Source organism: Collinsella sp. LCP19S3_B7, from assembly GCF_052121795.1.
GTDB lineage: Bacteria > Actinomycetota > Coriobacteriia > Coriobacteriales > Coriobacteriaceae > Collinsella.
The window spans coordinates 1-26,583 of sequence record NZ_JBQKDO010000011.1; the positions used below are offsets into that span (position 1 = coordinate 1).

General features: G+C 52.9%; 11 protein-coding genes and 1 pseudogene. 4 read left to right on the forward strand and 8 right to left on the reverse strand.

The window, feature by feature from the left end:
• Positions 1-152 precede the first annotated feature (152 nt).
• Positions 153-632: pseudogene (locus ACTQW0_RS05915) on the forward strand (transposase); the annotation flags it as partial.
• A 232-nt stretch (positions 633-864) separates the two neighbouring features.
• Here ACTQW0_RS05915 and ACTQW0_RS05920 read toward each other — a convergent pair.
• From ACTQW0_RS05920 to rfbB, 6 genes are all read right to left on the reverse strand, one after another.
• Positions 865-4,959 (reverse strand): RICIN domain-containing protein, encoded by a 4,095-nt coding sequence (locus ACTQW0_RS05920; protein ID WP_441567316.1) that lies wholly within the window; start codon positions 4,957-4,959, stop codon positions 865-867.
• A gap of 21 nt (positions 4,960-4,980) precedes the next feature.
• Positions 4,981-7,431: an RICIN domain-containing protein gene (locus ACTQW0_RS05925; protein ID WP_441567318.1), complete on the reverse strand. Its 2,451-nt coding sequence runs from the start codon at positions 7,429-7,431 to the stop codon at positions 4,981-4,983.
• Positions 7,432-7,461: 30 nt separating this feature from the next.
• Positions 7,462-10,692: an RICIN domain-containing protein gene (locus ACTQW0_RS05930; RefSeq protein WP_441567320.1), complete on the reverse strand. Its 3,231-nt coding sequence runs from the start codon at positions 10,690-10,692 to the stop codon at positions 7,462-7,464.
• A 365-nt stretch (positions 10,693-11,057) separates the two neighbouring features.
• Entirely contained in the window at positions 11,058-14,621 is a 3,564-nt protein-coding gene (locus ACTQW0_RS05935; RefSeq protein ID WP_441567322.1) for an RICIN domain-containing protein, read from the reverse strand.
• Between the two features lie 208 nt (positions 14,622-14,829).
• Positions 14,830-18,228, reverse strand: a complete 3,399-nt coding sequence (locus ACTQW0_RS05940) for an RICIN domain-containing protein (RefSeq protein ID WP_441567324.1) — start codon at positions 18,226-18,228, stop codon at positions 14,830-14,832.
• Positions 18,229-18,328: 100 nt separating this feature from the next.
• Complete coding sequence (gene rfbB / locus ACTQW0_RS05945) at positions 18,329-19,285, reverse strand: dTDP-glucose 4,6-dehydratase (RefSeq protein WP_441567326.1); 957 nt, start codon at positions 19,283-19,285, stop codon at positions 18,329-18,331.
• A 160-nt stretch (positions 19,286-19,445) separates the two neighbouring features.
• Here rfbB and ACTQW0_RS05950 point away from each other — a divergent pair, with 160 nt between their 5' ends.
• The 3 genes from ACTQW0_RS05950 to ACTQW0_RS05960 all read left to right on the forward strand — a co-directional run bounded on the left by ACTQW0_RS05950 (position 19,446) and on the right by ACTQW0_RS05960 (position 22,871).
• On the forward strand, positions 19,446-20,546 hold the full coding sequence (locus tag ACTQW0_RS05950; protein WP_441567328.1) for a glycosyltransferase family 2 protein: 1,101 nt from the start codon (positions 19,446-19,448) through the stop codon (positions 20,544-20,546).
• Between the two features lie 4 nt (positions 20,547-20,550).
• Positions 20,551-21,681 (forward strand): acyltransferase family protein, encoded by a 1,131-nt coding sequence (locus ACTQW0_RS05955; protein WP_441567330.1) that lies wholly within the window; start codon positions 20,551-20,553, stop codon positions 21,679-21,681.
• 170 nt (positions 21,682-21,851) lie between these two features.
• A complete protein-coding gene (locus ACTQW0_RS05960; RefSeq protein ID WP_441567332.1) occupies positions 21,852-22,871 on the forward strand; it encodes a glycosyltransferase in 1,020 nt (339 codons plus the stop codon).
• A gap of 11 nt (positions 22,872-22,882) precedes the next feature.
• Here the strand turns inward: ACTQW0_RS05960 and ACTQW0_RS05965 are convergent, their stop codons facing one another.
• Positions 22,883-24,679 (reverse strand): AAA family ATPase, encoded by a 1,797-nt coding sequence (locus ACTQW0_RS05965; RefSeq protein ID WP_441567334.1) that lies wholly within the window; start codon positions 24,677-24,679, stop codon positions 22,883-22,885.
• 202 nt (positions 24,680-24,881) lie between these two features.
• Positions 24,882-26,519, reverse strand: a complete 1,638-nt coding sequence (locus tag ACTQW0_RS05970) for a hypothetical protein (protein ID WP_441567336.1) — start codon at positions 26,517-26,519, stop codon at positions 24,882-24,884.
• Positions 26,520-26,583 lie beyond the last annotated feature (64 nt).

A 26,583-nucleotide genomic window follows, 5' to 3' on the forward strand; every position in this document is an offset into this window, starting at 1 on the left:
CATGTCCGGCGTCGGGTCTGATAAGATTTCCATAGCGGTCTTCGTCCTTTCCTAGAACCTGTTGTTGTGGTGATTTCAGATTCTAGGACGAAGGCCGTTCTTCGTTAAACGAGCGCTAGGGTGTCACCCTTACACCAACATTTTCGACGCGATCGGTGTTCCCCGGGGCCCGCTACCAGCGCTGCACGGTGCATTTCTACCGCAACGTGCTGGGAAGGGTTCCCGTGACCAGGCGGAAGGCCGCGGCGCGCATGCTGAAGGCGATCCACGCGCAGGAATCGCGCGAGGCATGCGCCAGAAAAGCCGAGGAGGTGGCGGAGGAGCTGGAATCGATGAGGCTCGGGGCGGCCGCGAGGACGGTGCGCGACGGGTTCGCCGAGACGCTTGCCTACACGGAATTCCCACCGGAGCACTGGCGCCGGATCAGGACGAACAACGGGATCGAGCGCATCAACCGCGAGATCAGGAGGAGGACGAGGGTCGTCGGGACCTTCCCAGACGGCAATTCGGCTCTGATGTTGGTGACGGCGAGGCTGAAGTACATAGTGGAGCACGAGTGGGGCAAGAGGAGGTACTTGGACATGTCGAAGCTGGAGGAGATGGACGAGCTGAGGGGAAAGGCGGAGGGCTAGAAGATGACGGGGCCGGAGACGGCTAAATCAATTTGCGAAAGAATCTTGACGGTACCATGGACAGAGATATGGTCAGTCGATCACTTCGTTCGGGAAGAAACCGGCGCCGAGCAGCTCGGGGCGCACAGCGCCGGCGCCCCCACGCAAGTGGTTAGCGACCTCTCTCGGTAGATATTTCTGTTGTTCGCCCCGCCGCCGCACGGTCGACAGCCTCTACACAAAAGCAGCGACCCTAGAAAGAACCCCCGACACTCCTCACCTTAAACCGAACGCCAGGCAATTCAGGTGAATCGACCATTCCTAAAGATGCGGAGGAGCCGGAAGCACAAAGATACTGGCCTGTGGCCACGTTTTGCAGAGCGATCTTGCCACCAGACAATGTACTGTGCCACCTCTGGGAGTCCGCACCGTTAGGAGTCAACTGAACCAGCTTTCCCCCATCGGTCAGAGATAGCACTTTTCCAGAGCCGATGCACTTAATCTCGTATTCGTTGTCCAGCCCAGCTACCTTGCTCACATACCATTTTTGAGCGAGCGTGCCATTTGATGCATAGAGCTGGACCGCAGCGCCGTCCTTCATAGATCCGCCGGAAACATCCAAGACTTTTGAGCTCGTGTACGACTCGAAAGAATAGACGCCTTCATCCAAAAACTCACTAACCCGATGAAGCGAGAACTTTTGAGCAGAGCTTCCATTGGGAAGATATGCATCCAAATTAGCCTGAACAGAATCAGAAGCTCCAACAATATCCAAAGCCAAGCCAGTCGACTTGCTCACAAATGAGAACGTCCCGTCGCCATTATCGATTGCGGCAAATTGTCTATTGGCATTTTCGGAATCGCAGGCCCACTGCTGAACATTGGTGCCAGGAACTAGATTGCCGCTATCAACATCGAGCGCCTTTTGGGACTTTGCATTACGGATAACATAGTAGCCATCGAAATATTCAAAGCTAAACAGCTGGGCAAACGTTCCGTTGCTGTTGTAAAGCTGAACATTTGCCCCATTGGAGCTTGAGCCGCCAGCAACGTCAATGACCTTACCGGTGGAGCTACAAGCGGGGCTTAGCGTGAAATAACCCTTCGGAAGGATATCATCGCATTTTGCGACCGACGGGGACGTGCTCAACAGGGCAAAGTGAGAGGCGCCCTCATTAGAGCTCAGCTCAACGTTTACGCCATTTGATGCGCCGGACCCCCTCGATCCAAGATATAATCCGGGTCTCAAAGCGCTCTCAATGAGATACGTACCATCAGACTGCTTTGCGGCAATCCACTTTTGAGCATTCGTGCCGTTGGAGGCGTACTGGGCAATGTTTGTTCCAGCGGAAGCGTTTCCTCCGGCAACATCAATCACCTTATGAGAGCCAACATTCGTAAACGTAACATAGCCCTTGTCGTCATGAGAAACGACCCAACGCTGCGCATTGGTCATGTTCGACCTGTACAGCTGGATATTGGCGCTATTGCCTTTCGAGGCACCAGCTACATCCAAGACGAACGAGTAGTTCTTGCTTGAGCTTACGAGATACTCGCCATCTGCCAAATCAGATACATGTGCCGTGGCCTCAGCGTCTTGCTCGGAGCGTAAACACTTAAAGCCAGAAGGTGCAAATGCGACCGAAAGCTCACGGCCATCGCCTCTGGAAACCGTAACCAGCTTACCGGAGGCGTTTACGCCTAGAGCACAGCCAGAAGCGGCGTTAACAATGCGATACGAGCCATTACCAGCATCTTCGATAGTCCAGTAATAATTAGACGACGAGGGTGAGGCACTCCCCTGCTTAACAGCAGTGCCGGGAACTATATCCCCGTCCTGGGCGAATAGATAGCGATAAGATATTGCAGACTTGATTGCGTAAAGACCCTTGCCGGCATCGTATTCAAAGCCAAATCCCTGCGCAATAGTCCCGTTAGGACTATATAGCTGGATAGCGGCACCGCTATCCATGCTACCGCTGGTCACATCAAAGACGCGGCCATCAGAAGCCGTTACGATAGCAGACTGTGAATCAATTGTTTGACCCTTAGAAACATCTCCGGCTGTATACAGGCGGAATCGCTGGGCATCGGTACCATTATCGTCATAGGCCTGGACATTTGCTCCATTCGAGGTAGCCCCAGAGGCAAGATCCAAGACAAAGCCAGTCTTAAGGGCAGAGCAAATCTTAACGGAACCATTTCCGCAATCAAAGAGAATCCACTTCTGAGCCCAAGAGCCGTTAGACGCGTACTGCTGAACATTTGCGCCAGCTTTCTTGCTGCCGCTGGAGACGTCTAAAACCTTGCCCGATCCAACATTGGTAATGGTTACATAGCCATTCTTGTCATATGAGAACGTCCAGCGCTGAGCCGGTGTAGCGTTAGATGCATACACCTGCAGATTTGCACCGGACTTCGTAGATCCGCTGGAAATATCGAGGACCTGCCGCTCAGATATGGAACCAATAGCGTATTCGACGCCCTCCCTTACAAGCCCTCTGCTGGAAGCAGCAAGATCATCAAGCTCTTGGCGAACGGTGCGCGCCGAAGCAAGCGTCCATTTTTGAGCATCAGATCCGTTATAGGTATAAATTTGCAGCGCGGACCCACTCACGCCATTGGCGCTAGGAACGTCAATAGCTTTGCCGGACTTAGAGTTTATGAATGAATACACGCCATTACCGCAGTCAATAACAGACCAATGCTGCGCACTGGTGCCGTTAGAAGAGTATTGAGAGATGGCGCCGCCATTGGAAACGGAACCCCCCTGAGCCTCAAAGGGCTTGCCAGAGTTAACGTTTACAATTTCATACAGGCCGTTACCGACCTGCTTAAAGGTAAACATCTGCGCTTGGCTATTGTTGGCAGTGTAAATCTGAAGACGTGCACGATCATCAGAAGACCCGCCGTTGATATCCATGACCAGCTGCGGGTTAAGCGCACTCTTAATAACAAAAGCTTTGTCAGTCTCTACGGTCGAGGAAGAGGCAAAGGTAAAACGCTGGGCATTCGATTTATTCGGAGCCCAAATCCTAACCGAAGTACCATCCGAAGTGCTACCGTTGCAAAGATCGAGCGCCCAGTTACCCAGAGCGGACTGAATATAAAATCCGCTATCGGCAACACGAATATGCCAAAGCTGACGATTGTCTTGAGCATAAGCGGCTTGAATAACCGAAGAACCACTTTGCGCATTGTCGCCGGCAACGGATAGATATTGTCCAGTAGATTCGCACTTAATTCGATAGGCCCCGGAACCAGCCGACTCAAGACGAAAGCGCTGATTTGAAGACCCTTGAGCATGGAACAAAGAAAGCTGCCCGTCATCACCAACAGTAACGCTCGAGGAATCCTTCGCTATCGAATCGATATAGTAAGTTCCGTCTGCTAGAGCATAATCGGGCAGATTAACTACGTTAACAAAATCGGCCGAGGAAAAAGCATTCATGTCAACAGTGTTGGCGGTGATGCCGTCAAGTCGCTCCGACGAAGTGTACTGCCATCCGTACTGTCCGGCGCAACTAAACGAAGTTCTGAGCTTGGGGCCATATTCCGCAATCCAAGACACGCGGGGGCGCACACTTGCAGCTTTTAGATACGTATCCGCGTACCAACGACCAGAATAAATGGATACGTTGTTAATGCCAAAACCAGAGAGCGTATTAAAATACGCATTCACGATGCCCTCGTACGCAGAGGCGCTATTAGGCGATATCGCATTACCGTTGCTGTCATAGAACGATTCAAGGTCATAAAAAATCGGCAGCGATAGATCATACAGACTGTACTTACTTACGATCTGCTGCGTAAAATAAGCTTCGCTCGTAGCATCATTCGAATTCTGAGCCGTACTAAAGATATACACGCCAAAAGGAATTCCCAAGCGGCGAACCTCACGCAAATTGCGCTCGAACTGTTTGTCAAAATGGGTCGTCGAATAACCAAAGCGCAAAATTACAGCATCAACGCCAGAATTTTGAACCTTATTCCAGTCAATCGACCCCTGCCACTCAGAAACATCAATGACCTTTAACGCTGGAGACGCAAAAACCTCGCCATACCCGTTATAGAACACTTTAGAAGCATTCGTGCCGCCCCAATAGGGAGACCCGCTTGCAGAGCGACCGTCGAGCGCTGCGGCAAGCGGTTCACCATCCATCGAGCTGCCGGCGGTATAGTCGTTGGAATCATCCGCGGGATGTGCCTCGCCATAGGCAAGACGCTCCTCTAGAGACGCATCGACCGGAAGCGAACCATCGTCGGCAAAAACAGGGGTTGCCCCCAGACTGCAAAGCAGACCGAGAGCAACCAATAGCGACGAAGCGAGAAAAGTTTTCTTGCTCATAACCATCAACCTAAATCCAAACTAACATAGGGCGATATTGCGATACCAACCCCAAAGCGGCGTATACGTGGTTCCATAATAATTGACCCAGTCATTAAGTCCGCGAACGTTAACTCGACCAATATTCTCAATAACTTTGCCATCACCAATATAGATTGCAATATGGCCCCACCTAGAGCCCGCCCAATTGTGGGAATGGGACGGAACAGCGACAATCATACCAACTTTCAAATTAGCACGGTTGCTGTCGTGGCAATAAGACCAAAACATGTCGCAGGCATCGCCGTATGCATAGCCATAGCCGGCTGCATTAAACACCCTCGAAATCCACTCGGAGCAAAGATTGGCACCAGGGGTAGGAGTGGAATAAGCAATGTCGACGAGTCGCCTTTGCGCACCGTTAGCATCAGCGTAAGGCTGCTCAGAAACATTCGTAGTATCAAAGCGCCATGAGTCACCGCCACCGTTACCAAGAATAAGACCGTTGTCGCTGTCCATCAACGCAAAAGAACCGTCAGCAAGCATCGAATAAATTGCGATACCGCCACAATCGGCAAGGCGAAGCAGCCACTTTTGTGCACCAGAACCATTCCAGTCCCATTGCTGAACAGAAGCGCCATTAGATGCGTTAGCGCTCGGCACGTCGAGCGACTTCCCAGATACAAAGGCAGTCAGACTGTAGGCACCGTTTCCCAAAGAACGGACATACCACTTTTGCGCATTCGTTCCATTAGCGGTATATAGCTGTACTCGAGCTCCGGCGCTGCTGGATCCGCCGGCGACATCCAAAACACGATCACCGCTCGATTGGTTCACCACAACGTAGCAGCCATCGTCAATAAGCGAAGCCGAAACAAAACGCCATGCCTGAGCTGCCGTAAAGTTATTGGCGTACATCTGAATCACGGTGCCTGTAGCGGTATTGGCGCCGGTCAAGTCAATCACAGCGCCCGAGACCGCATTCACAAGAACAAGGCCACCCATTGGAGACACGAGCGGAATCCAGTGGGAACCTTCCTCCGCTTCTTTAACACTCATCAGCTTGCCGCTGCTTTGCGAAAGGTACTTACCCGAATTTGCGCCTTTGATAAGAACCGACCCATCGTCGCAAACACTAACCGACCATTTCTGTGCCAAAGTGCCGTTACGATTCCATATCTGCAATTTAGCGTCGTCGGCTTTCGATCCACCAGAGACATCGATGAGACGGTTACCGTCTACGCGAGAGTAGATCTCGTACAATCCGTCACGCACAAATACCGTCGGAACCGAAAGCGTCCATTTTTGCGCGAGCGTTCCATTTTGTGAATAAAGCTGCAGCTTAGTTCCGTTGGCAGCATTAGCCCCTGTAACATCAAGGGCTAAACTGCTTTTGGCGGAAACGAGAGAAACGCTGCCGTCGGCATTCATAACGACGCGCCACCATTGAGCAGTTGTACCGTTTTCGGTATACTGCTGCACCGCGGTTCCATTAGAAACGCCACCACCGCGACAATCAAGAACCTTACCCGACACCGCAGAGCGGACCGTATAGTATCCCGTCGACTTGCTATACGTAAACGTCCAATACTGAGCAAGCGTATCATTGGAACCATAAAGCTGAGTTTGCGCCGAATCGCTCAAAGAGCCACCTGTAACATCGACAACCTGACCACCGTTAAGCATGGAGCCAAGTCGATACAGTCCATCATCGATAGTCTGAGCGATCTTAATGAGATTCCAGACCTGCGCATTCGTAGCATTCCAGCTATAAACCTGTGCATTTCCCCCATTGGCAACGCTACCGCCAGAAATATCGAGCACATAGTCGCCAAGGCAGGACTTAATATAATAGCCGCCATCTTGACGGGCAACAAAGTCCCAAAGCTGCGCATTCGTGTGATTGATAACATATTGCTGAACATTCGTGCCGTTTGCACCGTTACCGCCAGACACATCGAGTGCCTTGCCGCTCGCGACATTTACGAGCAAATAATGCCCATTAAACTTCTCGATTCTCCAGCGCTGAGCGGGCGTGCCGTTTTGACCATACTGCTGGACGTTAGCTCCGTTATCGCATGAGCCGCCCGAGACATCGAGGACCCTATTTGAGCCGGCGTTAGAGATCTCATAGACGCCCTCATCGATGTTCGCTTCAGGAAAGTCGGAAATCTGCGGATTCGAAGGCAGGGCAGAAGGCTCAACAGGAGCAGCCAGGGCAGGAGAAGAGGTGTCAGCCCCGTCATCACCCATTGCAGGAGTCTGTACATCGCCAGGAGTGATATCACCGGCATCTTCCGTGGACCCCTCGGAATCCTTTTCAAAAGCACCATCGGCTTCGATCGAATCATCATCAGTCGACACTACCGAAGAAATTAAGACCTCATCATTTGGGGCAGCCAATTCAATTGAGTACGCCTGAATGGGAGAGCACAAGGCAGCAACCGCGAAGCATGCAGGAATCAAAGGCATGAACAGAACTGATTTTTTCATCTCTAATGGACCTCGATAAACAAAATTGGATTATACGAACGGGCGTGCAGCACCAATGGGATTGCCGCGCTCGTAGACACCATGGACACCGACACCCTGACGGGGCCAGGAGTCAATCATGCGCCCATCCCCCAAATAGATGGCGATATGCCCGCGGTAATAGATAACGTCGCCGCGCTGCATACTGTTGACGCTTACCGGCATAAAGGTACCGTTATTGTACCAATTCATAGAGTTGTACGTCTGCCAAGAAAGCCAACGATGGTTATAGGGGTTGTAGATACCCATATCCATGCCCGTGGCATAGAGGCACTGCAGCACAAAGCCAGAGCAATCAACGGCACCACCAGGCGCGGTAGAGTAGGGCTCGATGTACTTCGTGCCAACATACTCATAGGCGCGCTGGATAAAGGCATTGACGCAGTCGTCTCGCGTGGCATCGATCGCAATACGAGACGGCGTAACATAGGTGAACTCGCCCGTGCAATAGCTCGGAAGCTTCGCCGTCAAGCTGCTTACCTGCGGATAGTTCGAAGGATTCTGATAACCGATCTTCGCAGGACGCTCAGCAGAGAGAGCGCGCCAAGACTGAGCAGCGGAGCCCGTATAAGACCAAAGCTGGACATTGGCTCCATTCGCGGTAGCCCCGTCGCTTACCTCCAGGACCTTATTGCCGCAAGCCGAAACAATCTTGATTCCGCTCTCCCCCATTTCGAAACGCCACTTTTGCGCATTCGAACCATTCCACTGCCACTGCTGAACGTTCGTGCCATCCGCATCAGAACAGTTGAGAACATCAAGTGGGTAAGCAGAACAACAAGCCGTAAGTGAGTACCAGCCGCCACCGACGCTACGGACCCAAACACGCTGGCTTAGCGTACCGTTAGAAACATATATTTGAACGTTTGCGCCATTCGAGCGAGAGCCACCAGTCACATCAAGTCGTTGTCCAGTTGCATGCATGGGAGCGAACTCATAGAAACCGTCAGAAATAAGGGGGACGGACGTGATGCTCCACCCTTGCGACGTGGCCCCGTTCTCGTCAACGCAGACAACAGATCCGCCAGAACCAGAAATGGACAGCACCTTACCGGTCTTTTTATTCTTAAGCTCAATCCCCTTCCCAAAGCAGATTTCAATCGACCATTTGGCCTCGTCGGCTTCTTTGTCCGAGATTTGGAGAATGGCACCGTCGGACTCTCGAGCCGAAAGATACCTGGCAGAATTGGCGCATTGGAACGAGTAATAGCCCCGATCATCCTTACGAGCCCAGAATTTCTGAGCCAGGGTACCGTTTCCCATATAAACCTGCAGTGGAGCTTCGTCTGCATAGGAACCACCGGTAACGTCGAGATATTTACCCGTAGAATCCGAACAGATGGAGTAGCAGCCTTCATCGAGCGAAACGGTAAAGACTTCGAAAGTCCAATGTTGTGCAGCACTGCCGGATTCGATAGCAGTCGTCACGAAGCCATCGGATTTACGTTCCAGCACCAGATTGCTCGCAACGGAACGGATTACAAAACTATCTCCATCGGGCTCAATTCGCCAATGCTGATTTAAGCCAAGGCCGGGGAAATCCCACTGTTGAACTTTTGCGCCCGGGAAAATATCGCCACTATCAAGATCAAGTCCCTTGGTAGACTTCGCGGAACGAATCGAGTAGAAACCCGTGGCGGAATCGTACGAAAGCTTAAAACACTGAGCCATTGTGCCATTTATGGCATACGTTTGAATTCGGGCACCGTTGGAGACAGAACCTCCCGTCACGTCAAGGCATTTGGAAGAATCGGAAACGGAATTGATCTGATACATACCATCCGCAACCGACTGGGTGCCCGCCGTGACATGAGGATTAGCATCGATGGCAATAAAACGCTGCGCTGCAGAGCCATTTGCTGTCCAAATTTGAACATTTGCGCCATTAGAGACGCTTCCGCCGCTTACGTCTAAAACAAGATTTCGTCCAAGGCCGGAATAAAATACGAATGACCCATTTGTCTGCTTAACAGGAATCCATCGCTGCGCGGCAGTGCCATTCACGGCATATTGCTGAACGTTGGTGCCGGACTTTTTGCCTCCACCCGTGACATCGAGGGCCGAAGAGGTTCCTGCATGAGCAATCGTCACATAGCCGGTAGGCTGGCCATTTGAGTCGAGCGTATTCTTAATGACCCAGCGTTGAGCTGCGGTGTTGTTGGAGGCATAGATTTGGATGTTAGCGCCATTCGAAGCAGAGCCACCAGAAACATCGACAACACTTCGCGGTGATGAGTCCATGCCGAGGGCGTAAGTTCCATCGGGGATCTGCAAACCCTGTGCAGCAGCGAAGGCATCGACATCAGCCTGCGTCCAGGTAAAGCCCTTCGTCTGCGTCAAAGTCCAGGTGACGGCATCAGTCGAGGTGACGGCGACGCCGCTTTCAAACGAAAGATACAGCCCATTCGCGGCGTTTTTAATGGCAAAACCCTCTCCAGAAGGCTCAAGGATCCAAAAACGATTCTTTGTATATGAACCGGCGTCATCAAGAGATCCGTAGAGGTGGGCGGCGCCGCGGGGTACGACGCTACCGTAATCGGCGTCAATCAGTTTGCCTGAAACAAGCGAAGCAATTGTGTAATAACCGGATGCGCTGTCATACGTAAGACGGAACGCCTGCGCGACAGTACCGTTGTTTGCATACGACTGAAGAGCCGCACCGGACTCAGCAGAAGCGCCTTTCACATCGAGCGCCAAACCGGCAGATTCAAAACAATAAACACCGTCGGCGACGTTCTGTCCTAAAGAGTCAATGACCGGATTAGAGTCGATTGCAAAAAACAGCTGCGCGGCGGTCTGATTGGCCTTATATAGCTGGACATTAGCTCCATCAGAAGAGCTACCACCCGCGATATCGAGCACGTAATCAAAGTTAAGGGCGGAATGTATCGTCAAGCCCCCATCGGCGTCCTTAACGGCAATCCACTTTTGCGCGCGCGTACCGTTAGCCACATGCTGCTGAACGTTACGACCAGACTCGGCTATACCACCAGAAACATCAAGCACCAAGCCGGAACCGGTGTTTTCGAACGTTAAAAAGCCGTTCACGTCCTCATGCACTAACCAGCGCTGAGCTTTAGTCATATTCGAGTAGTACATCTGAACATTAGCGCCATTTGAGGAAGATCCGCCCGCAACGTCCCACACCTTACGCGAGGCATTGCTGCAAGCAAAAACATAGGTCGTACCGCCAGAAAGCGTCCCCTTGTTTTTAGCAGCCAAGTCCTCAACGCTCTCAGCATCTTGAGGCGTCGTACCATCGGCCGATTCGACGGCAGATGTCGACGAGTCTTCAGATCGCCCCTCGCCAGATAGCACAGTCGAGCTATTCGGAGCTAAGCTACCGTCACCGTCATCGGCTGCACCCAATTCGATTACTCGATTAGCGTCGGGTCCGTTCGTGGACACTTCTTCGGCAAATAACGGAGATACTCCAACGTAGGAAACAAAAAGACCCGCAGCCAAAGCCACTACCGAAATAGCAGCTAGGCCACGGGTATATCGGCTGCAACTCATATCAGACCCCCGACTCAAATTAACACCGAATCTATAATAGTTGATACGAGCCGCGATATTGTTGCAATTGGTTACTTAATAACGACTGCTTGCGCACCTCTTTGCTGGTAGACCCAAGCAATCCAATCTCGATCATAGGTGATATAGCCATCGATGGTATCGGAGATCATGACCTTGTTTGTTTGAGGGTTATAACCCTTCAGGACAACCGTATGCGAGTTAACGCAAGCAAAATATCCACCCTGTCGGGCATAGATATTTCCAACATTACCCTGATGTACGGTAGTCCAAATAATGACCGGATGTCCATCATCAAGGTAATTGCAAAGGTCATACAGAGAGGTTCCTGACACGTCGTACGAACGCAGGCTGCTCCCCCTACTTGCTAGGAAATTATTGGCAGCCCTATTGAGTCCAGGAGCGCAGATCTCGTTACCATTGTTATAGCTGTGGGGGTCTCCCCAGAAGCACCAGACAAAGTCCCAGGAGCTACGGGGGATCCATCGATCGGCCATTTCGCAAGGACCAACACCAAAACCGTAATAGTTAAGGACGTTGGTCAGAGCCGCCGATTCACAGCCGTTGGGAAGACCAACGGAGTACTGATTGTAAACTGGGACAGCCAGATCTACCGCCTCGGGCGTATAGCTCGTCTGGGCAAAGTAAAATCCTTGCGCGTCGGTGCCATTAGCAGCGTAAATCTGGATATTGGCTCCATCATTAAGCGCACCCCCGTTCACATCCAAAACGAGTGAGTCGTTAAGTGCAGAACGAATGACAAAGGAGCCGCCGCTCACGTAATCAACACGCCAGCGCTGAGCGGAGCTTCCATTCCCCTGCCACTGCTGAACGTTAGCGCCCGAAGCACCCTGAGCATTCAGGACATCGAGATATTTTTTGCTTCGGCAGTTTTGAATCGAAATGGTTCCATCCGAGTTAACGTTGACGATCCATTTTTGAGCGCCAGAATCATTGGAAGACCAAAGCTGCACGTTAGCACCGTTGGAACGAGAGCCGCTCGCCACGTCTAGCACCTTAGAACGGTTATAAGCAGTGGCAATAACATAGGTACCCGAATCAACTAACGAGCAGGCAGATAACTTGAAAGACTGTGCCAAGGTGCCGTTAGAATCATACGTCCTAATATTAGTTCCGTTGCTTGTTGAGCCACCTGCAGCACCTAGGACCTTGCCGGTTGCAACGTTAACGAAGTTGACACCGCCCTTGTCAATCTGGGCGGTCCAAAGCTGAGCGTCGGCATAATCAAAAGATCGGACGCAGACGTTGTCATCTTCATCTGCCGTTAAGACCTTGCCAGACACCAGGCTTTCAACGGTATAAGTATTATCTTGGTCGGCAACCTTGGCAACTTTCCATTTCTGAGCAATCGACTTGTTGCTTCCATAGAGCTGAACGTTAGCGCCATCACTGGCCGAGCCGCCTGCAACGTCCAAAACCGCAGAGGAGGAAGCAGAGCTCGAAATGATAAAGAAACCCTCGGGCAAAAGCGAAGTCAGCTTTGTAAAGGCAAGACGCTGCGATGCGGAATCAGACGGGATGTCTCCGTACACATTAGAGTTGGCAACGCTTAAGACCAATCCGGTTGCTTTATTCGTTGCCGTATAGGAACCGTCATCGTTACGAACAATGGAAAACAGCTGATTTGCGTTATTGCCGTCACCGCTCCATTGGTGGACATTTGTTCCAGGGCACACATTGCCACCATCGACATCGAGAGCCTTACCAGACTGGGCGTTCACGATTCGATAGTAGCCATTCTCATATACAAATTTAAAGACCTGAGCAAACGTGCCATTAGCAGCATAAGTCTGGACGTTTGCCCCGTTAGAAGAGGACCCTCCGGAGATATCAAACACACGAGATGAATCCGATGCCAGAGAAATAGTGAACCAGCCGTCCAAACCAAGATCGTCGGACGGGGCTACATCGGGAACGGCCGATACAAAACGAACGTTTTGGGCGGCGGTACCGTTGCTCGCATATGTTTGAATATTGGCACCATTCGAGGAAGATCCGCCTGCAACATCTAGAACTAGTTCGGGCAGGACCGCGGACTGCAACCGGAACGAGCCACCAGGCACCGAGGGAACGGCGATCCAGCGCTGGGCACGCGATCCATTGGATGAATACTGTTGAATATTGGTCCCCAACGTACAAGAACCGCCCGCAATATCAAGCACCTTGCCAGAGGAAACATTTTTGATAATCAAATAGCCAAGTTCATCATGTGAAATGTCCCACTGTTGAGCCGCTGTCATATTCGACACATACGACTGAACATTGCCGCCGTTGGCTTTAGAGCCACCGTTCACGTCCAGAACCTTAGCTCCTTCAACGCCGAGTGCCAAGACATAGCGCCCATCAGCAATATTGCCAGCATTTTGCTGGGCAAGCGCATCCAGTTGTTCGCGCTGAGCGTCTAAATTGAAAAATGTCCAACGTTGAGCAATCGTGCCGTTATCCGACCAAGTTCGCACGTTCGTGCCGCTACTTGTATTACCGTTGGCGATATCAAGGCAGATCGACGGATCAAGCGCGGACACCAGCTTGATGGAGACCCCATCCTTAACGGCAATCCATTTTTGCGCCGCAGAACCATTCGACGCATATTGCTGGACGTTCGTTCCAGATTGAGCGCTTCCGCCAGAAACATCAAGAACAAGACCGGAACCACTGTTGGTTAATGTGACAAAGCCATTTTGATCATGAGAAACGATCCACGTTTGTGCACCTGTGGCGTTGAGAGCATATATTTGGACATTCGCACCCGATGACCTAGATCCGCCCGCAACATCAAGCGTCTGCCAGGAACTTTTTGCCGAGCGAATATAGTAGGTATCGTCAGCGAGGTCGGAGGCGTGGGCGGCAGCAAGCTCGGCGAGGATAGTAGCCTTGGGCTTCTCGAGCGTAAACGTCTGAGCAACGGATTCATTGGATTGATAGAGACGGATTTCTGTTCCGTTGGAATCGCTGGCGCCAGCGATGTCGATGGCAAAATCATCATCGATGACAGGCGAAAAGACATATCCGCCGCCAACCTGTCGAGCATGCCATGCAAAGCCCCAAGCGCCATCATCGTCAGGATTCTGCGTAAGACGCGGATGGTCCGAGAAACGAGAGGCATCGTTTGGGTAGCAAAGGTACAACCCCGACTTAATGTTTTTAAAAGCGTATTGACGGCTGCCAAGATCAACAAGGACAAACTGCTGTGCAGCCGTCTCATTTCTCCCATATAACTGTATCGCAGCGCCGGCACTCACCGAACCGCCCGGAACATCGAGCACTCGATGCCCCGACAAAGTCGAGGTAAGAAAATAGGTACCCGCGTAAAGGGTCGCATATTTTGTCAGATCAACGCCCTCAGTGGAGTCCTCGGATGCACTGTCGAGGTTCTCGTCGCTCGACTCACCCTCCTGGGCAATATCGCTTGAAAGTGAATCTGAAACAGAGCCGGCGGCATCCTCGGTTTGCTCAGTATCTTCGGCGGAAAGCCCAGTCGAAGAAGTCTCGGCAAATGCCGTTGAACCCGAATTGAGCCCGATGGGCAGCGCCAGAAGCAGCCCCAGCAAACATCCCACTTGCAATAATGTGCAAGCTCGTTTTATATGACGCATGACATCCCCCAGAAGGTCTCGCCAACACCTACGACATAGTGCATCCCCCACGAGCTCGTATTGCTTAAGCATCGCATCATGCAATCCAACATGTGGAAAAAATGCCTAAACTTTTGCTTCATTTAATCGCGGTTTAGCGCAATATGCAACTCTTTGCGTCAAAAGAAGGCGGCTCGCCAAACGCGAGCCGCCTTCTACCTTAGTAGTTTTAATAGTTAACTACCTTCGTTCCATAGGGGATGTTGTCATAGATCCATTTAGCGTGATCGGTTGTAAGCCTAATGCACCCAGCCGACGCGCGATGGCCCATCGTGTGATCCATCACATTGAACGTTCCCGTATAACAAGGCTGCGAATGGAATAAATAGTCTCCATAAAACTGCGTGTAGTACCAGCAGGTATATCCGTGTCCAAACGAAATGCCCTTTCCGTAAACAGAGAACTCGCCCAGCACCGTTGGCGACCCATTTTTGCCTGGAGCACACTGCCAGAAGGACCAGAGCCTCCAATTACCACGAGAGCCCCTAAAAATACCTGTACGGCATCCAACGGTATCGGTCAAAATTAGCCATTCCGTGTTGCTGTTATACCACTGCGCACGGTTATACATTGCCTGCTGATCGGCAGGCAGCGGCTGCACGTACGTAGTAGCTCTGAAGGTAAACCGCTGCGCCCTTGAATCGTTACTTGCGTGCAGAGTGACGTTCGTTCCGTTTGCGCTGTTGCCTCCAGAAACATCGATTGCGAACGCTCCATTCAGAGCGGAAGACAGCTTAAATCCACCGGGTACATAATCGATAAACCAACGCTGGGCAGCACTGCCATTCCTAGACCATTGTTGGATATTGGTTCCAGAAGATGCAGCCCCATCTTTTACGTCAAGAGCCTTGCCACTGGCGGCATTTACGATGTTGTAAGAGCCATCACCGTTACGAGAGAAGTTCCATTTTTGAGCACCCGAATCGTTGTTCTGCCAAATCTGAACGTTTGCACCGTCCGAGTGCGATCCGCCAGAAACATCTAAAACCGATCCCGCGTGAGAAGCCATTCGGATGAAATACGTACCATTGTCGATGGTTGCCGAAGTAGCGCGCAGGCGGAATCTCTGCGCAGCGGAGCCATTGGAGGAGTGGACTTGAATATTGGAAGTCGACGCAAAATTACCGCCCTTCACATCAAGCGAAAGGTCTTGGTCATCCGCCGACACAAACTCAATACCATTGCTATCGATTCGCGCCACCCATTGCTGCACCTTCACATCTGCCGGTGCCATCGTGCAAACATTGGTACCGGAAACAGCAAGTCTGTTAGTTGAGCAAACAGATTCAAACGTATAGGTATTCTTCGCTCCATCCACCTTTTTAAGCAGCCATTTTTGGGCGAAGGAACCATTACCGGTATAGAGCTGAACGTTAGCACCGGAGTCAGCGGATGCACCCGCGACATCAAGTGCATAGGAGGAATTTGCAGACGGATAGACCTCATAAAGGCCTTCGCTCAGCAGGTCTTCTTGCTCGGCAAAGACAAACGACGTCTGGACAGAATCTCCCGCCGTGGCAACAACCAGATTTGAACCGGACACAGCGAGCATGAGCCCTGTGCCCTTATTGATGAACGAATAGCTTCCGTCCTCATTGGCAATGACACTGAAAAGCTGGTTGTCGTTGGGACTTTCATCCCACTGCTGGACATTCGTCCCGGGGACAACGTCACCAGCCGCAACATCGAGCACCTTACCGGAACCAGCATTACGTAGAACATAGTAACCGTCTCGATACTCAGCCTTAAATAGCTGGGACAGCGTGCCATTGCAGGAATATGTCTGAACGTTGCCCCCGTTCTTTAATGAGCCACCGGCAACGTCAAAGGCAACAGCGCCATTTGAAGAGGGTGAAATAACGAACCAGCCCTTGTCTTTCAAAATGTCATCGCACGGACCAACTGACGCAGGGTTCGCGGCAATAAAGGTAAAGCGCTGCGCGGCAGTTCCATTCGAAGCATACAACTGCACGTTTGTCTGAGAGTTCAGCGAGCCGCCGGCAACGTCAAGTGCGCGCTGTTGCCAAACAGCAGAAAGAAGTCGAACGCTTCCATCACCATTCGGTACCGCAATCCACTTTTGTGCATAGTTCGCATCGCCACAAGCCGCGTGCTGCTGGACGTTCGTTCCCAGGGAAGTTGAACCCGCGGAAACATCAAGGACTTTGCCAGACTTTACGTTCGCTATTGTGAGGTAGCCGTCATCGTCATGCGAAACACGCCAACGCTGTGCGGCAGTCGTATTCGATTGATAGATCTGCACGTTTGCACCGCTAGAAGCAGAGCCGCCGACAACATCGAGAACCATTCGAGACAAGTCCGGACCAGCAACGATCGCATAGTCTCCGTCTTTGACGACTTCCCGGTTAACGGAAGCGAGCTTATCGAGCTCGGAACGTACGGCCGTCGGATCCACAAAATAGAAGGATTGGGCTGCTGTTCCATTTGCACTGTATAGCTGAAGTCCTGCGCCGGGCACAATAGAGCCACCGGGGACGTCGGCGACCTTTTGTCCGTTCAAGCCCGACACAATCCGATAGCGCTCGCCGTCTTTCTCGATGATCCACTTTTGGGCCTTGGTTCCATTGGCGGCATAGGTCTGCAGCTTCGTGCCGTTGGCGTCATTGCCGCCCGCCGCATCCAGAACCGCCCCGGCACCATGAATCGCAATGGTGCGATACCCGTCCGACGTAGTTGAGACATCGAACGTTTGAACGCCTGAATATCCGAACTTGTCAAAGGACAGCGACCCGCCGTCTATGATCAGCGCAAACGAATCATTCGAGGCCAACATAGCATATGTCCCATCAGGAAGGTCAGCGAGATGCGCCGCCGCCCGATCATCGAGCTGCTGCTGCTCGGTTTTGGCAGGCGTTAGTACCCATCGCTGAGCTGCCGTACCATTTGCCTGATACAACTGCACGGCAGAGCCATTTGCGGCAACTCCACCCGCCACGTCAATGGCAAACGACTGGTTGAGCGCCGAAATAAAGGTGTAGCTGCCATCGATTTCTTTAATTGCGATCCAGCGCTGCGCAAGGGTGCCGTTATCGGACCAAAGCTGAACGGGATTTCTATTGCTCGCGCTGCCGCCGGGGACATCAAGCGTGCAACCCTTGACAGAAGCAATGACAACAAAGCCATTCTGATCATGAGACACTCGCCAGACCTGAGCATTCGTCTTGTTCTCACTGTACAGCTGCAGCTTTCTGCCAGCAGACGCCGTGCCACCAGGAACATCAAGTACAAAATTGCTGTTAACCGAAGAGCCAAAAGAGTACAACCCATCCGTAAGGTCATCAACGTGCTCGGAAGCGAGATCATAGACAGACTTGGGCTTTTCCGGTTTCAGAGCATCAGTCGAATCCGATGCATTCGAGTCGGACGTACTGTCCACGGACATAACTACGCTGGTAACGAGCTCGGACTCGTTCAACTGGTCTGCAGCCAGGGAGGCATTTGTATCTTGGCCGGTAGCCACGTTGTCTTCAGCAAATGCGGGAACGAGACAAATTCCCAACAGAAGCACGATAAACACCGAAACAAACGTAGCTTTTCGATTGCCCATGTCTGTCCCCTTTCATACGGTTGCTTACACTCTATGCCAAGAAGCGCGCCCCATCGTCGAGAGATTCGTGAGCAGCAGCAGCTTAACCCCGAAAGGCCAATCAGGTTAAAAGCATGTTGCAATAGCACAATCGCGAAATCTCTGCTGCAAAGTCACCATGGATCGGCGCCCAACCAAGCTCGCGGCGGAGCTTGCTAGCGTCTATGGCGTACCGTCGATCATGGCCGGGACGGTCCTTAACCCAATCGATAAAGTCTTCGTCTTTGCCCATTGCTTTAAGAATGGTCTTGAGGACTTCGAGATTGCTGCGCTCGCAATTGGCTCCGACAAGATAGGTCTCCCCGATCCTCCCTTTGGTCAAAATGAGCCAAACAGCACGAGCGTGGTCATCGACATGAATCCAATCGCGTACGTTTAGACCGTCCCCGTACAATTTAGGACACTCCCCGCGCCGGACGCATGCAATCGAATGCGGAATGAACTTCTCGGTGTGCTGATATGGACCATAGTTATTACAGCAATTAGAAATTGTTGCCTGCAGACCATAGGTACGAATCCAAGCTCTCACAAGCATGTCAGATGCCGCCTTGGAGCTTGAATAGGGGCTACTCGGTCGACAAGGAGACTCCTCGGTAAACCTACGCGGATCATCAAGCGCCAGGTCTCCAAACACTTCATCAGTCGAAATGTGATGAAACCTGACATGGTGTCTACGAGCAGCTTCCAAGAGTTGATATGTGCCCTCGACATTCGTTTTTATAAACGGGCCAGGATCGACAATCGAATTGTCATTATGGGACTCCGCGGCATAGTGAATAATTGCATCGTGCCCGGGAACCACTCGATCAAGCAGATCCGAATCGCAAATGTCGCCAACAACGAGCTTAATCCTGTCCTCCGGAAGCCCAGCAATGCTGTCAGGATTAGCAGCATAGGTCAGCTTATCCAAGACGGTGACGCGTACATTCGGAACATTATTCACGACATAGCGGACAAACGCCGAACCGCAAAAACCACAGCCGCCCGTAACCAAGATATTGCCGTATTTTCGCCCCATGCGCATCGCCCCCCATTTAGCTCTGGCTTGTACCATTTTCCCATAATCTGCTTGAAGAGAGTGAAGCAACCCTTACCGTTGCCTTCACCCAAACGCAACTAAAACCGTTGCAAACGCAATTAGGTATAATTCTTCCAAATCGCCTAGAGAAAGTGTTTGAATGCTGACCGTAATCGTGCCTACTTACAATGCCGAGCCGTATCTTTCTCAGGCTATAGGCAGCCTATTAAACGAAAAGAAAATTGAGCTGGAAATCCTCGCAATCAACGACGGATCCACCGACAACTCGCTCGCCATTATGCAAGATTTCGCTGCGCGCGACTCGCGCGTTCGAGTAATCGATAAGGCAAACCAGGGTTACGGCGCAACCTGCAATCTGGGCATTCGCGAGGCAAAGGGTGACTGGATTGCCATCCTCGAGCCCGATGACTGGATCGAGCCCGGAATGTACTCCGACATGCTTGCCTTTGCCAAGCGCGAATTTGGCGATCCGAACAAGCTCGATATTATTGAGACCCCGTATTGGATCATTCGCAACCCCGATACCCCCCAAGAGGTCAAACTACATTGCGCATATCGCGGTCGCATTAAACCGCCTCGGCAACCGTTCACCATTCACGACGCTCCACACCTGCTGGCCCATCATCCGTCCATTTGGTCGGCAATCTATCGTCGCGACTTCCTGTTGCAAAACAATATCTGGTTTAAGGAAATCCCCGGTGCGGGCTGGGCCGATAATCCATTCCTTGTCGAAACGCTATGCCAGGCAAAGGCGATCGCTTACTGGCCCAAGTCGTATTACTGCTACCGCGAGGAAACACCCGAAAAGGCGGCCGCTCTGGCCAAGCGTGACCCCTTGATGCCGTTTAATCGCTGGAACGATATGGTCGATATTCTTGAGCGGCTCGGCATCGCCGACTCCGCCGTCTGGACACCGCAAATCACACGCGGCTTCACTTATATGGGCATCATGATCGAGCACACCGGAATTGAGGGGCACCCCGAAATCGAGCGGGCGATCCACAAGATGTTCGAACGCATGCCACAAGAGCTGGTATTTGCCAATCCTCGCGTTACGCCCGCGGCCAAAAAGCTCTATTCCGAGTATATGGGCATCGCCAACCCTAAAATCAGCTACTGCGCATACGCCAAGGACCTCGTGGGCGAGGGCTTGTATAACGTATGGAACAAGGGGCCCAAGCAAACTCTAAAAATGATCACATCGCACTTTAGCTCATACAACGCACGCGCTGGAAAATAATCTGATGGGCAGCAAAGCAAGCAGAAATACCTCCATCGAAGCGCTGCGCTTAATCGCGGTTGCTGGCATCGCGATATTCCATACCTTTCAGTGGACCTTTCAAGCCATCTGCGTCGGCTTGCCGGAATACGCGCCACTCACGGTCTTACCTTATTCAGGCATCTTGGGGTTCATCAACCTGCTTGGCTGCTGGGCCAACGAGGTCTTCTTTATGATCTCGGGCTACTTCCTTATTACTTCGGCTGCTCGCGCCTGGAGCGACGGGGCCACATGGACGTCGCAACTTCAGCGGACGACGCAGCGCCTTGGCAAAGTCATCTTGCCCACCGCGTTTTATTGCCTCGCGGCACTCGCATGGTCCACAGCCGTCTCCCCCATTCCCGATGTCTCCTTTCACACGCACTATTGGTACACGCTGGGGCTTGAGTTTATCTGGGTCTATGCCGCCACGGTCTGCATGGCGCCGTTGTTTGCGCTGGCTAAAAACCAACTCGGCAAGAAAAGCCACACAGCAGCAGTTGTCGCCGTCGGCGTCCTCGTTTTTATTGTCAATGGCCATCTGGCGACGCAATACTCGGCAAGCAGCGCTGAGTTTTCTTGGCTGCAGAAGATCATGAGCGCCGTCACCTACGTCGTCGCCTTTTTGATGGGAGGGCTGCTCCGCGACTATACCGGGACGACAACTCCGCGCAAAGCGCGCACCGTCGCCAAACGATTGCTTGCAGCAGTTTTGATCATCACGATCGCCCTGGAAGCCGCACTCTCCGCAACCGGTAATCTGTCGGCAATGGCAATGCTTTCCTATAAGTCGACCTCGGTCGTCTCGTTTGCCCTCGCTGCCGCCTCCTTGCTCTTTGCGGCAACCCGCGACAATAAATCGAGTAATCCTCGCGCCGCGAATGTCATCGTCACCCTATCGACCGCCACGCTCGGTTTCTATGTGATGCAGTCGCTCACCAGTAGCCTGTGGCGTCCAATCTTCAATACGTTGCTCGCAAACATACTGGTCAGCCAAAACAGCCCGGCAGCTATATGTATCGTCACGGGTACTGTCATTAGCATCGTCTTTGCGCTGACGATTCTCATCATCGATGCAGCTAGAAGCCTTATCGCTCGCCGGCTCAAGCGGCAATAGACACGCTGCCGTCAGACGCTAAAGCCGCCACGCCCATGGCAGGTTCCTGCGTTTTATTCAAACCTTGCCAACATGGCGCAGCGACCCTTTACAATAGGTGCCGTCCAGCGGACGCATTCGATAGCTTCCGCGCAGCGCTCGCCCGCCGCGCGTGAAAGGATATATTCCCCATGACTTCTACCCTCCCCGCCCCCATCGACAAGCTCGCCATCGTCGTCGTCACGTACAAGCGCCAGGAACTTCTGGCCAACCTGTTCGACTCCATGACCGAGCTCACGGCCGCGCCGTGGCGTATCGTAATCGTCGACAACGAGAATTCGCGCGAGACCAAGGCCATGTGCGCGGCGTTCAACGAGCGCCTGGCCAACCTGTGGGGCGTCGACACCGATCAGCCCGACGCGCAGGGTGGCACCGACCGTGTCATCTACGCGCCGCAGCTCAAAAACGGCGGCGGTGCGGGCGGATTTTCCGCCGGCACCAAGTGCGCCTACGATCTGGGCGCCCAATGGTTTTGGGTGATGGACGACGACGTGCTCGTCATCCCGGAGGGCATCGAACGCCTGGCCAAGTGGACCGACCGCTACGACGTCATCCAGGGTTCGCGCCTGGACTTTGACGGCGGCGCCTTCTTTTGGCAGTACCAGCTCATCCTTTCGCTTGGCATCCCCAACCCCATCGCTAAGTGGGACCTGGGCCCCGAGGGCTATCGCGCCATGAACCAGTTGTGCTTTGAGGGCGGCCTGTTCTCACGCCGTGTTGTCGACAAGATCGGCCTGCCCGACGCTCGTTTCTTTATCTATGGCGACGATGCCTGCTATGGCTATGTCGCCAGCCAACACTTCCCTGCCGTCGTAGTCGCCGATGTGGTGCTTAAGCGCGCCCGCGCCGTCTCCAACTGGGATATCGCCGGTAAGCGTCAGCTCAATTCCACCAGTGACACCAATCGCTACTACATCATGCGTAACCGCGGCTACTTGGCCCGCTACATGCAGATCTACGGTGATTACCACCCCATTTTGTTCCGTTTGGGCAATGTGGCGACCTTCTGCAAGGAGTTTATCCGCCTTGCCGCTGTCGACAAGTGCTTTAAGACCGGCATTCCGGCACTGCGCCGTGGCATGAAGGATGCCCGCAAGATCGTACGCGACCCCAACTGGAAGCCCATGCCGCCCATGAAGGAAGCCGAGTAAAGCCGGCCCTCCTATAACCTCTGACATGCGACGGCAACTCGTTGCCCATCAAAGCCAAACCCCCAGCGCATGCGGCCCACAGCAGGACGTGGCACGCGAATGTCGTCGAGACCGCTCCGCTCGATATCGAGCAATGCCTGTACCGACAGAAGCTCTAGGCCCAACGCATCGACATCGGGGTCGTACAGCATGCTGACCGAGATAAGCGGGCGGCTATCCAATATGCCAAGTGTATTTACCGCATCAAAGGTATTGGCGGTTGGAAATACTTGGAAACCCCCAAACTCCGAACCGTGCGCTCGTTTTGTAACGGGGTCGGCATACCCAGGCAACCCAAAACAAAGACCCTGCAGTGCCAAACGAAAAGCCAGCAGCAAATCCGACTCGTCTCCATCGACGCCCAAATCATTAATAATTACGCCCAAAGCTCGCCTAACTGCATGCTCGTCTCCGCGGCAAAGACCCTCTTGGAAATCATCGATAGCCTCGGCACTCTCGGCAGCGCACTCGAACCATTCGATAATCACAAGACGCAGCGCATGCCGGAGCTCGTTATTGGGAAGGCGCAGGGCGCGGGGCAGACTGCCGTCCGTCTGGTGATCGGTCGCATCTGTCGTCAGGAGTCCACTCAGATACAAATCGGTCCAAATGCCTTCCGCTGTCCCGGCATCAGGCTTCACGGCGTCTATGCACAGCGGCGCCTCAACACAGCCATACGGATCAAGCAAATCAAACATTGCCGCAAGCCATCTCAAATCCCAGGCGCCCACAGTCTCGTTCAGACAATCGGCATAGCAACATACATCAAAGCGCGTTGGCGGCAGGCAGCCCCGAGCCAAGAACTCAACCACACGAGCCGGGTTCGAACAATAGAACCCGCCAAACCGGTAGCCTTCGAACCATTCGCGCGCGCAAGCCAGTCTGTCGCTCTGACCAGCGCAATCTAGCAGCGCCCTGTTTTCGGCATCCGAAAAACCAAACCAGCAATCGCACCAGCTCGACAAGGGCGAAGCCAAACAATACGGGCAGTTGCGATGCGCAAATGCCGCCTGTGCGGGGCTGGGTCGCTCCCCCATCAAGCAAACCAGCCGCAAAGAATCGATCGAGGAGACAATGACGTCAAAGAGCAGGCGGTCAAGCAACTCGACAAAGCACGAGCCATAGGCGGCCTGCACCTGCATACGATTCGAAAACGCCGCGTCATACCCATCAACCAGCAGCACAACCTGTTCATCACATGCCATACGGAGGAGCTCGATTAACACGCCAAGAGCCGAATCGATTTCATCAGAACCGGCAACACCGCGCGCTACGCGCTCGATATGGCGCACGTCGCCGCGCGCTAAATCGGGAACGTCCAGCAGCGGCAACAGACGAGCGCACTCACGAGCGACGGCATCGCGCAAGGCGGCCTCGAAATCGGCGCCTCGATAGGAGGAAGTGGAAAAATCCAAAGCAATGACCGGATAGCGTGCATACTCATCACGATAGACGCCATCTTCTGCGTCCCATATTTGGCTACCGATGAACAGATTCACGCTCGACGAGCCGGGCACAGGACGCTCCAGATAACATTTGAGCATGGAGAGGTTCATACTCTTGCCAAAACCATGAGGCCGACAACAGAGCGCCACAGTCGATTCGCAATCTAAGATATCGGCAATAAACATGGTCTTATCAACTAAAACACAATGATCGGCGGCGTCGGCAAAATCATGAATATCAATCGGCAGAACAGCATTTCCGCCGGGATTGAGCAACTTTACGTCAAAGGTGTTATCAATATCATACATTGCCTGTTCAGACACCGTTTTATCTCCCCTTTTAGAATAACGATGCCATTTTAGCGACCATCTTGGTAACAATTTTATTGTTCAACAAATGATTCGGGTAACGGTAGAAATGACTCCATAAGGGGGGCATAACAAAACGATTCGCAACAAATAGGGGCCCAGTGCTATCGCATCGGGCCCCTATTTGAATCGCTAAGGCAAAACGCTCGCTGAGAGCCTACTTTTGGGCGTCTTTCTCCGCAGCGTCTTTGTTTTGCTGATCAAGTTTATGCTTACCGCTCACAATAGACGTAGCGCCCAATGTGGCCAAGCTCGCGCTGGCAAGGCTCGCCATCAAAATCAAGTCACCCGTCTTGGGCATGCTGCCCTTAGAGGACTCAGTCGTCGTGGCTGAGGCAGTCACAACCTTGGTCTTACCCTGGTTCTGGTCGGCGCCATCATCAGCCAGGCCCTTGGACCCATTGTCGTCCGCGTGCTTGCCATCCTTACCAAGGCGGGGATCCTTCGATTCCGCACCGTCTGATTCCGCGCCTTGGTCGGAATCGGACTCCTTAGAACCCTCGTCCTTCGAATCGTCCTTAGCTTCCTCGGTCTTTTCCGTAGCGCCCTGGTCGGAGCCATCCTTCTTGGAAGACGAGCCGTTGTTGATGCCAGACATCAGCGAGGAGCCAAACATGGAGCCAAGCTGTTCGCTCGCAGAGGGTTTGTCATTCGTCGACGAGTCGCTCGAGCCGGCAGTCGATCCGCCGGCGGGAGAACCAGACCCTGCCGCAGCATCTGCGGAATTCGAAGGCGAGGCAGACCCCGCGCTGCCGGCCGAACCGACATCGCCATTTCCATCGCTTGCTCCGGCATCGTTCGAAGGAGCATCGACGGTATCCTTGTCAGCACCATTGGTATCGGCACTAGACCCAGAGGGAGCAACGGGAGCGGCGGGCGCCTGAGTCACGGGCTCGGGCTCAGGCTCAGGCTCAGGCTCGACCGGCGGCGTCGCCGCGGCCTCGTCCTCGATAATATAGACCAGACAATCCTTAAGCTCGTTCTTGTAACGGTTCTTCCAGCCCTCGTGATATTGCGGCTGGCTCGAGTACTTACGGGCAACGTTATTGACCACGCTGCTGGAAAGCGCCGTCACAAATTCACGGTCGGTCATATCGTTTGTAAGATTTGCCCAGCGGAAAAAGTCCTGGCAGCCATAGGTGCCGCACATGTTGGTGATGCTCCACACCATACCCTTGACGCAATCGGCGCGGCCAGAGATATCAATACCAAGCGCGCTCTTGAGCCAGGCCTCGGTCACCGCGTAATAGGAGTTGTATGCATATGAATCTTGCAGCGCCGAGAACTCAGCCGGATCGGCGTTATAGGCGCCCTGGAAGGCCTCCTGTGCAATGCGGCCCAGATCCGTCAGCTGACCGTTCGAATGCATGGGGTTGCTTGCGTTGGAGATATCGCCTCCGCGGTCAATTGCAGACTTAAGCATGCCGTACTTGGCAGGATTGTAGTTATAGACCTGCTTCATAAACGGGACGAGCGACCAGCGTCGGTCAAACTGGTAGTAACCGAGAGCGTTGTAACCATCGCCGTACGAAAAGCCCTGGTTATAGTTGCCGTGGCTCTCATACTTGGTAAAGTACTTCATCTCGCTGGTCACATTGACAAACGAGACGCCTTGGACCGACCTCAGCACGCCCGAGAAAGACTGCTGGGTATAAAGGCCCTTATCGATATCGGTGGCATCCGAGGCAACGCCCGGCGTGGGCTCATCCGCAGCAGCGGGCGCGGGCGCGGCAACGGCGCCAAACGAAAGAGCCAGCGTCAATCCGGCAACAATCGCAGAATGCTTGGGCTGCATAAGATCCTCCTTGCATTGGTGTAGTTAAAGTGCAGTTTGCAAAGATAGATTTAAGTATCGCAGC

Excerpts from the sequence above, each read along its gene's own strand:
- ACTQW0_RS05950 (WP_441567328.1), top strand. The coding sequence starts at position 19,446 with ATGCTGACCGTAATCGTGCCTACTTACAATGCCGAGCCGTATCTTTCT.
- ACTQW0_RS05935 (WP_441567322.1), bottom strand. The coding sequence starts at position 14,621 with ATGCGTCATATAAAACGAGCTTGCACATTATTGCAAGTGGGATGTTTG.
- ACTQW0_RS05970 (WP_441567336.1), bottom strand. The coding sequence starts at position 26,519 with ATGCAGCCCAAGCATTCTGCGATTGTTGCCGGATTGACGCTGGCTCTT.
- ACTQW0_RS05940 (WP_441567324.1), bottom strand. The coding sequence starts at position 18,228 with ATGGGCAATCGAAAAGCTACGTTTGTTTCGGTGTTTATCGTGCTTCTG.
- ACTQW0_RS05960 (WP_441567332.1), top strand. The coding sequence starts at position 21,852 with ATGACTTCTACCCTCCCCGCCCCCATCGACAAGCTCGCCATCGTCGTC.
- ACTQW0_RS05955 (WP_441567330.1), top strand. The coding sequence starts at position 20,551 with ATGGGCAGCAAAGCAAGCAGAAATACCTCCATCGAAGCGCTGCGCTTA.
- rfbB (WP_441567326.1), bottom strand. The coding sequence starts at position 19,285 with ATGGGGCGAAAATACGGCAATATCTTGGTTACGGGCGGCTGTGGTTTT.
- ACTQW0_RS05925 (WP_441567318.1), bottom strand. The coding sequence starts at position 7,431 with ATGAAAAAATCAGTTCTGTTCATGCCTTTGATTCCTGCATGCTTCGCG.
- ACTQW0_RS05920 (WP_441567316.1), bottom strand. The coding sequence starts at position 4,959 with ATGAGCAAGAAAACTTTTCTCGCTTCGTCGCTATTGGTTGCTCTCGGT.